Genomic DNA, 8280 nt, shown 5'->3' on the forward strand with positions numbered 1-8280 from the left:
TGAGTTCGTCGTCTCCTGGTGCCGCAGCGAGGAACTGGAAGTGACGCGCTCGCGCGCCTATCGAAAGAATGACCAGGCGCATGTGGAGCAGAAGAATGGCGCCCCGGCGGTTCGGCCGTGCCATTGATCAAGGAGGCCATCGCAAACGGCGAACGCTTCTGGGCCCATGCCTTCGAATACGTGCCTCGCACCAGCACCTTCAATCAACTCAATGTGTTCTGACCTGATGCACAGATAACGCATGCCGCGCCGCTCTCGTGTGAATCGCAAACCAAAACCGCTCTCACACCTTCCTGAAATCCGCTAAAAGTGCGTATCGAACGACACCTTACGGATTGTACCCGGCCGGGCGAGGCGCCGGGTCACTACCGGTGACATCTCGGTATCGACGCCGATCCCACTTGAATCGGCACCATCCCTCCGATACTTGTTCTAGCGAGGAAATTTCCCTTGGCTCCCCCCAACCACGAGCAAGGTCCTCGTTCCAATTGTTCAACCAACTGGGATTAAACACCGTCTCGACATAACGGACTCCGTGGTCGGGGAGAAGGGTCAGAACGAACTGCGAAGGCTCCTGAGCTGCGCGCCACTCTGCGACAGCAAGAGCGGCACCGCTCGATGGCCCGACAAGCATCCCAGTACGACGATGGAAATCGTGGACCATTTGGACCATTTTCGGAACCGGCACCCAGTGGACTTCGTCGCAGAGTTCAAAATTCACATTGCCCATGGGAATTCCTGCGCCCATCGCCAGAATCTGTTCAGACGTCTCCCGACACATCTTGCTGATGCGCGTGGCCCTGGCACCAAATATCACGCTTCTATTATGGTCGACCGCGATTACCTTTAAGTCTGGATTTTCTCGTTGTAATACGGACGCAATTCCAAAGAGCGACCCCCCGCTGCCGACCGTACCCACGATTAAATCAATCTTTGGCTGTGTCAGCAGGGCTCTCTCCGCAATCGGTTTATAAGAGAGAGAATTCAATGGGTTTGTGTACTGCTGTGGCCAAAAACTGTCCGGCATTGATGAGCGTAACTCGGCCAACATCTCCAGACGGGCCTGCTGTATCCCACCTTCGCAGTTCTTGCTGGCGTGGACCGTGTGTAGGACTGCGCCCATATTCTCCAACCTCCAGCGGACGATTTGCGACGTTGGACCGGTAACCAGCGTCAGGCGCAGATCATATAGCGAACACAGGATAGAGAGTGCCAAGGCGAACGTGCCAGAGCTGCTTTCAATGACGCGGCCGCCGGCTCGTAAATGTCCGCTCGCCAGCGCAGCATCAAGAATGTGCTTCGCAGGCGTAAATTTCATCAGGTCGAACTTTGCGACGACGAGATTTTGCGCGACCTGCACGAGCTTTGGGAAGGAAAGCTCTTCGACTATGTCGGGGTGAAATAGCTTTACGGAAGGTAGATCCATGATTCGATTGCCCCTCATTATGTTGAAATAGCGGAACGGTAGAACTACTGCCTCACGAGCCGTCTTCTTCGGACGACAAGGCAGCTGGCCGAGGCGTCTTTAGCGCGCGGCTTAATTGGGTCAGCGACGATGCCGGCGTTGAAAGCGCATTGACGCTCGGCATTTTCCCTTCGCTCCTTCCATTGAAGCTGAACGAGCTCCCGCGGCTTTCCTCTGAATGACCCAAACCTCATGCCAATTCGGATTGGTCGAGCTGCAGAAGGGGAGGATTGCATTTCCGCTATTCGGCCCGTCCAATTAACTACAGCGCATTTGAAGGATTGGCCGATGTGCGTACGACTCCAGCCATTTTGTTTGCTTTCGGCCTGGCCGCGGCCAGCCCCATTCCACACCTCTGTCACGATCTATTCGCGTCGATTATTTGGCGGACTTGGGCCCAGCGCCGCGTTCGCTGAAAGCAGCCCTATCGCACCGCAATCCCGCCGGTGCGCTTCCTGAATATGGCGCCTGCTGTGTGCTAGCACGATCGCAATCGCTAATTGGGCCGACAGAGCCAGACCGATCGGCTAAGTGGAAGCTCGACCCAAAGTCTCAAGTGCGACTCTATGGCGCCGACGCTCCGCGAGATAGAAATCGATCCACGCCTTCGTCTTAACCGGCCGGGTCATGCCTAGTGTCCCGCCAAGGCGTGACGGGACGCGCGAGCCTTTGAACGTCCACTGGGCAATCTGCGTCATCGGGACGCTGACGTGTAGCATGTGGGCGGCGAGCAAGTGCGGATTCCGGCGAAGCCGGCCATGCATTCCGAACTGATGCCGGCCACCTATTCCAATTTCATTCCGGCCACTGTTCCGATTTGAAGCCGGTCACTTTCTGGGTCTGAACCTGGGTCGTTTGGATGTTTGGTTCGAGTTCGGTGAAGGTCAAGCAGGCGATGTGTCCGGCGACGAGATTGATCGTTTTGGCATGCTCTCGCCGGACAGCTCGATCCGATAACGCATAACGCGTCGCGCGGTCTGAAGCTCTCAAAATTTGTCGAAGATCAGACGCAGCCGAGCCTGAAAACCTCTTCATCAGGGTTGAACACGATCTGGCCGGGGCGGTTGTAGGTCAAGCCACCTGCCAGCGGTATGCGAAGCTCGCCGCGCGCCGCCTTCTGCCGCTCCCCTTGATTCAGGCGGATGCGGATCTGGTGCAACTCCGCTTCACTCATGATCCCCGAGAGCCACTAACCATGGCCGGTCGTGATAGGCGCAGGGATCGTAGAGGCGCTCGCCATCGGCGTTGATAACGCCGAACAATGAACACAACTCGAGGAGTTGATGCCAATCCCGGTTGTTGCGCGCCAATCGAGATGCATCGAGCCTGACCACCAGACCCGCGTTGCCAGCCCGATCTCGGCGATGAGCCGTTGGAAGCCGCCGCGCTCGACTTGGCCGTTTCCTGATTTTCCAAGATCCTCGTCGATTACGACGACACGATCCGGCGGCCAGCCTAATCTGACGGCGCGGTCCACCAAACTGTACTGAAGTTCGGCGCTTTCCTGGTGGTGGCGCACCTGGTTTATTGAGGAAATGGCGCACATAGACGTAAGAACTTTGAACGTCGGACGGCTGTGAGCCGCTCGTCAGGACTGCTCGGAATAGCCAACATCAAACCGCTCCCTGGCCGCTGGCGCGTTCGGCGGCATCCGGCGGATCAGAGTCGCGAGCATCTGCGCGACTTGGTGCTGAGATACCGGTAGGAGATTGTTCCAAAGGCTGGGCGTATCTGGCTTGATCCGTACCAGTGGAACACTGGTCTCCGGTAGAGACACCGCAGTCCGATGCGCCAAGCATGAGCAACCATCGCAACTCTCTCTTGAGTTACTAAAGATGATTCGCGCATAATACACTAAAGGAAGCAAAATCAGAACGGATATTAACTTCTCGCCGCGCTACGATGTTCATGATCATCCTCGCTAGCAGGCGACAAATCCGTCACTGACCGGCGGATATCGCGTGACCGTCCATCCTTCAGCTTGTCGGGCACGATCAGGCGGGGGAACGCCCTCGAAGAAACGGAACATCCGCACATGGGTGCCGATCCAGTGCGGCAGGGTCTGCGTCCACGTCGCCTCCGCATAGGTGAAGCTGGAGGCCCCGAACCTGGCGGATCTCGCCGGTGCGCGGGTCGACAATGGCGATCTTCGTGCCCGAATAGTCGACGAAGACCTTGTCGCCGGCGACGTGATGCTGCCGCATCGTCGGCGAAAGCCGCCGTTCGAAACCGCGAAAGAGATCGCCGAGCGGCTGCAGCCATAGCCGCCGGGATGCACGGCGCGATATTCTTCCCACAAAATGAGGAGCGTAACGCCCGGCTTCTTGAGCTCGACGACAAGGTCGGCCCAGTTCGGTTCAAAGCGACGCCGCATGCCCTGCTTGACCCCGGCCCGTGCGAACAGCTTGCCCTCGAGGGCATCGTCGGTCAGTTCGCCCGGCAGCGGCCAGGTCAGCCCCGCCGTGGTCCCTCGCTTCAGGTTGTCTTGAATGGTGCTACGCGCCACCCCGAGCGTCGCGCGATGTCCCGGGCGCTGGTCCCGTCCCTGCCAAGCCGGAGCATTTGTCTCCATTGTCTCATGGTCAGCTTCCTCTTTGCCGGCATCACGCTTTCCTTGTTCGATACAAGGAGCGTCATGCCGCAGTTGCTGACCCAGGTGGTGCTCTTCAGTCGCTCGAAAGTGGCCGGTTATTGATCGGAGCCCTGGCCGGCTTCATTCCGGAATGGTGGCCGGCTTCAAATCGGAATACCCGGCCGGTTTGAATCGGAATCCGCGAGCAGGCGTTCGCGCTCGAAAGGTTCGGCGTTGCCGTCGAGCTTCTTGATGGAGGGAGTTAGAAGCCGACTCTTGGATTCCTTCGGAGCCCCCAAACAACTGGTCAGAACGACGGGTCCTACGCTACTGTTTTTGTAACACCTATGACAGGTGCTATCTGGGATCACTCCTCCAGACTTTCTCAGTAAGCCGTTGAGTAGCAACAGAAAGGTATCTTCTCAGGTTCGCTCTGTGCAGTTGGCCCGATTTTTGAGACTTTGCGTAGTGAGGCGGTAGAAATGTGCCGATTTGATGTTGCGGGCAGCGTTGATGTCGATCGGGCGCATAAGGAAGTTAAACCGGATTCGCGTCAGATAGCATCGTACCGCGAGGGGCAGTGCAATTGCCCGAGCCCATGGCACTTGTCGCCTAAAGCGGCGGGACTTGATCGACGGCAGCAAATGTAAGTCTCACTCCGGTATTCAGATATATTGCGAGGTTCACCATGCGGGCAACAGAAGGACGCGGCGAAGCTATCGGCCATCATGGCGAGCTCATTCAAGGCGTTTTTGAAGACCAAAATGCTCGTCTGCACCGTGGGCTGATATCGCTTCCTTGCCGCCACCTCAAGTCCACGGCGAATTTCAAGAATAACGGCGAAGAGAGGTTGTCCGTCACCCCGCAGCATTGCCAAAAGGCAAAACGCGCCGCGGAGCTCACGCTCAAGACTTTTGCCCGGAGCTCGATCGGCGGACGTCTGACAATAAAAAGCAATATCCCTATTGGACGCGGCATGGGCTCATCTACCGCTGATGTGCTGGCCAGCATCTTGGCCGTTCTCAATTACCTCGACCTCGAATCAACACCTCATCGCATAATGGCAATTGCGGTTGGCGCGGAGGCAGCTTGCGATTCGACGCTCTTTTCCCAGCAAGCGGTGCTCTTCTCGCATCGCGAAGGTTTCGTGATAGAGGCCTTCAGAAACCCGCTTCCGGCGATCGACTTCATCAGCATAGACACAACTCCCAACCAGACCGTTGACACTCTTGTATTCAAGCCGGCTCAGTACGATCCGTTCGAGGTCGGAGTCTTTCGGCCACTCCGGAGTCTTCTCCGTAGAGCGATCGACGACTCCGACGTTGGTCTGCTTGGACGAGTTGCCACCGCAAGCGCTAGAATAAACGAGAGATTCCTCCCCAAGCCCCGACTGTTCGATATCGAAGCGATTGGCGCTCGCCATGGCGCTCTCGGGGTACAAGTTGCTCATAGCGGGACAGTTGTCGGCTTAATGTTCGACCCGGCGAAGGAAAGGAGCACCGAAAACATGGATCTCGCGATGTGTGACCTTAGAAACATAGGTTTAAACCCTTCCGCATTTCGGCACTGAATCGGTCTGGGAGTAAAAAGTGGCTAGCAAACCTCTAATGCGCAATCTTGTGGATTTCGAGAACCCTAGAATCATCGAATTGAACGATGGCCTGTGTGGCGCCAGTTTTTTTCTAATGAAGCTTCTTCCAGCCCGGTTTATCCTAGAACGGGCCGTGGAGCAAAGAGCACTGAAAATAGGTGCCAGCATTTGTGACTCTTCTTCAGGGAATTTTGGGCTCGCCTTGGCCATGCTTGCTGCACAGCATGGCTACAAACTTACACTAGTGAGCGACCCGTCGCTCGATCGGCACCTTCATACACGCCTTGCCCAGCTTAATGTGCACGTAGACGTCGTCAGCAAGCCAGCGCGCGGTGGTGGATTTCAACAGGCGCGCTCGGAAAGGCTGAACAGGTATCTCAGGGAGATACCCGGCAGCTATTGGCCCGCGCCCCACTCAAACCCGGATAATCCGCTCGCCTACGCGAAGCTAGCGGAGTTGCTCATCGATCGAGTGGGAAAAATCGACTGCCTGGTGGGCCCCGTCGGGTCAGGGGGCTCCATGTGCGGCACGTCCAGGTACTTACGAGTGCCGTTCCCCGGATTGCATACTATTGGAATTGATTCGCCAAAGTCAGTTCTATTTGGCCAACTTAGCGGCAAGCGACAGCTTAGCGGGCTGGAACGGAGCATCATTCCCTCCAATATCAATCACAGTCATTTCGACGAGGTACATTGGCTGACGCAAGCAGAAGCATTTCATGCGACTCATCGTTTACACCGAGACTATGGGCTATTTATGGGACCTACCGGTGGTGCTGCGTATAGGGTCGCGAACTGGTGGTCTCAGAGGAATCCTGGCAAGAAGGTTGTCGCCATATTTCCTGATGAGGGGCATCGCTACATCGAAACTGTCTATAACGAGGACTGGCTTAGATCCGTCCCTGGATGGCGTGAATCGTTGCGCGAACAGCCAGTGCCTGTTGCCGCGCCCACGGGGGAATTGACGGGCTGGTCCTATTTTGCCTGGGGCAGGCGAACACTCGATCAAGTGCTTGCCAGCGCGATGGAGTATGCGCCCCTCCGGTCATCTTTCGAAAACCGTTTGCCTCCGCAGTCGATAAAGCAAAAAAGACCCAGTGGGGCAATGCACCTCAAGCCGATTACGCCTCCCTCCGAAGGGTGCGGTGCGAGGCTAATAGCTTTGTCTCGCTTTGATGATGCCGCGGTCATCCATTTAAAGCTTGATCCAGAGCAGGAGCAGTTTGTGGATCCGTTGGAAGTGGTGTTCTCGGATCTTCGAAATAGCTCTTGGCCCGAATGTGAGCATCCCTTCTCGATTGTAGTTCGCGACGAAGCTGTCGGTTTTTTTGTCCTGCGCGAAAAAATGGCTTTGCCAGAGTGGGCACCGCCGGATGTGATCACTTTGCATAGCCTTCGCGTGGGCTCTACACATCAACGCAGCGGATACGGTGAGGCAGCAATGAGACTTGCCGTCCAATGGGTCTTAGTCAACCGACCAGCCGTCGCCTGCCTCTTGCTTGCAGCAAACGTCCGCAATCTCACAGCTAGAAACGTTTACCTGAGGTCGGGCTTTTGCGATACCGGCGCTACTTACTGCGGCCCGGTTGGCACTCAAAATATCCTTAAATACATATTCGATTCAGAATAGTTGGAAGGTTTGAAGCTTGCACTTTTAAATTACAGATAGCTCGCCTGAGGGGCCATGCTCCACGAGCGAGCGCTTTCGGGCCGGCGTGCCTCATAGCCACTATCTTACCGGGGCGTTGCGCCTTACCTATCAAGCGACATCCGGAAGTGACCCCTCCTATTGCCTCACCGAGGAATGTTCCCGAACGCGATAGGGCCGACATGGGCCCTTTCTCCATCCGTCGCGGCGGAGGGAGATAGCGGCCAGCTCTTCATCCAACCGCCATCGAGGATGATCAGCCCAGCCATTTCCATGCGCCAGACCTTCACAAGCCGTTGCACCATTCTCAGGTTCTTTTCCTTAAAGCGCGAGGGGTCGATCTTTGTCAGGCGTTGCAACACACTTGCTGCCGAGAGCGCCGGCTCTTCCTCGAGCCATCCTTGATGTGCGCCTCGAACGGCTCGTACATGCTGGGTCTCTTCGGATAGGGTTTGGTCCGCCGATACGGCCGCCGATGCGTTGGTCGGGTCTCGCCACTCTTCCAGGCCGTCTTCAGATTCGCGGCGAAGCGCTGGAGATCGATAACGGCCGGCTCCTCAATCTTCGCATTCAGGCCACGACGATCGACCCGCCGCCCAAGCTCCTCCTGCGCGGCGCGGATACCAGCAAACAGCAGCACGGGATCGGCGGTTTCCATCATCGCCTGGAGCCGCTGCTTGTCGGCCTCGGCCACACCCGGATGTGCAAGGACACGGGCCGCAGGCGGAACTGGCGGATGATAGCGCTTGATCACACGAGCGCCGATCCGCGTCTTCTCCTGAAGCTTGAATGACGGTTGGAACAGATTGCCGTAAAGCCGCACGACAGCATAAAGTTTACCAAGCGCGGCCGTCGCCGCCGCGCCGACAAACCGACCATACCCCACCAGGCGACGCACGATGGCGCCATTCTTCTGCTCCACATGCGCCTGGTCATTCTTTCGATAGGCGCGCGAGCGCGTCACTTCCAGTTCCTCGCTGCGGCACCAGGAGACGACGAACTCG

General features: G+C 57.0%; 6 protein-coding genes and 1 pseudogene. 4 read left to right on the top strand and 3 right to left on the bottom strand.

Features of this window, described 5'->3' with window-relative positions; all coding sequences use genetic code 11:
• Positions 1-328 precede the first annotated feature (328 nt).
• Together EOD15_RS23025 and EOD15_RS35895 are read right to left on the bottom strand one after the other, a co-directional pair.
• On the bottom strand, positions 329-1426 hold the full coding sequence (locus tag EOD15_RS23025; protein WP_127308887.1) for a pyridoxal-phosphate dependent enzyme: 1098 nt from the start codon (positions 1424-1426) through the stop codon (positions 329-331).
• 1042 nt (positions 1427-2468) lie between these two features.
• Positions 2469-2639 carry a hypothetical protein gene (locus EOD15_RS35895; protein WP_167531565.1) on the bottom strand — a complete coding sequence of 57 codons (171 nt, stop codon included), beginning with the start codon at positions 2637-2639 and terminating at the stop codon, positions 2469-2471.
• 913 nt (positions 2640-3552) lie between these two features.
• Here EOD15_RS35895 and EOD15_RS35900 point away from each other — a divergent pair.
• From EOD15_RS35900 to EOD15_RS23045, 4 genes are all read left to right on the top strand, one after another.
• Positions 3553-3729: a hypothetical protein gene (locus EOD15_RS35900; RefSeq protein ID WP_164761877.1), complete on the top strand. Its 177-nt coding sequence runs from the start codon at positions 3553-3555 to the stop codon at positions 3727-3729.
• An 8-nt stretch (positions 3730-3737) separates the two neighbouring features.
• Positions 3738-4160 (top strand): hypothetical protein, encoded by a 423-nt coding sequence (locus tag EOD15_RS35905; protein ID WP_164761878.1) that lies wholly within the window; start codon positions 3738-3740, stop codon positions 4158-4160.
• A gap of 565 nt (positions 4161-4725) precedes the next feature.
• Entirely contained in the window at positions 4726-5607 is an 882-nt protein-coding gene (locus EOD15_RS23040) for a GHMP kinase (RefSeq protein ID WP_127308889.1), read from the top strand.
• A gap of 37 nt (positions 5608-5644) precedes the next feature.
• Positions 5645-7258, top strand: a complete 1614-nt coding sequence (locus tag EOD15_RS23045; RefSeq protein WP_206618665.1) for a pyridoxal-phosphate dependent enzyme — start codon at positions 5645-5647, stop codon at positions 7256-7258.
• A 364-nt stretch (positions 7259-7622) separates the two neighbouring features.
• Here the strand turns inward: EOD15_RS23045 and EOD15_RS36895 are convergent.
• Positions 7623-8280: pseudogene (locus EOD15_RS36895) on the bottom strand (transposase); the annotation flags it as partial.

Origin of the sequence: Mesorhizobium sp. M7A.T.Ca.US.000.02.2.1, from assembly GCF_003996995.1 — a bacterium.
Taxonomy (GTDB): domain Bacteria; phylum Pseudomonadota; class Alphaproteobacteria; order Rhizobiales; family Rhizobiaceae; genus Mesorhizobium.

Coding starts and splice junctions, on each gene's coding strand:
- EOD15_RS23025 (WP_127308887.1), bottom strand. CDS start 1,426: ATGGATCTACCTTCCGTAAAGCTATTTCACCCCGACATAGTCGAAGAG.
- EOD15_RS35895 (WP_167531565.1), bottom strand. CDS start 2,639: ATGAGTGAAGCGGAGTTGCACCAGATCCGCATCCGCCTGAATCAAGGG.
- EOD15_RS35905 (WP_164761878.1), top strand. CDS start 3,738: ATGCACGGCGCGATATTCTTCCCACAAAATGAGGAGCGTAACGCCCGG.
- EOD15_RS23040 (WP_127308889.1), top strand. CDS start 4,726: ATGCGGGCAACAGAAGGACGCGGCGAAGCTATCGGCCATCATGGCGAG.
- EOD15_RS23045 (WP_206618665.1), top strand. CDS start 5,645: ATGCGCAATCTTGTGGATTTCGAGAACCCTAGAATCATCGAATTGAAC.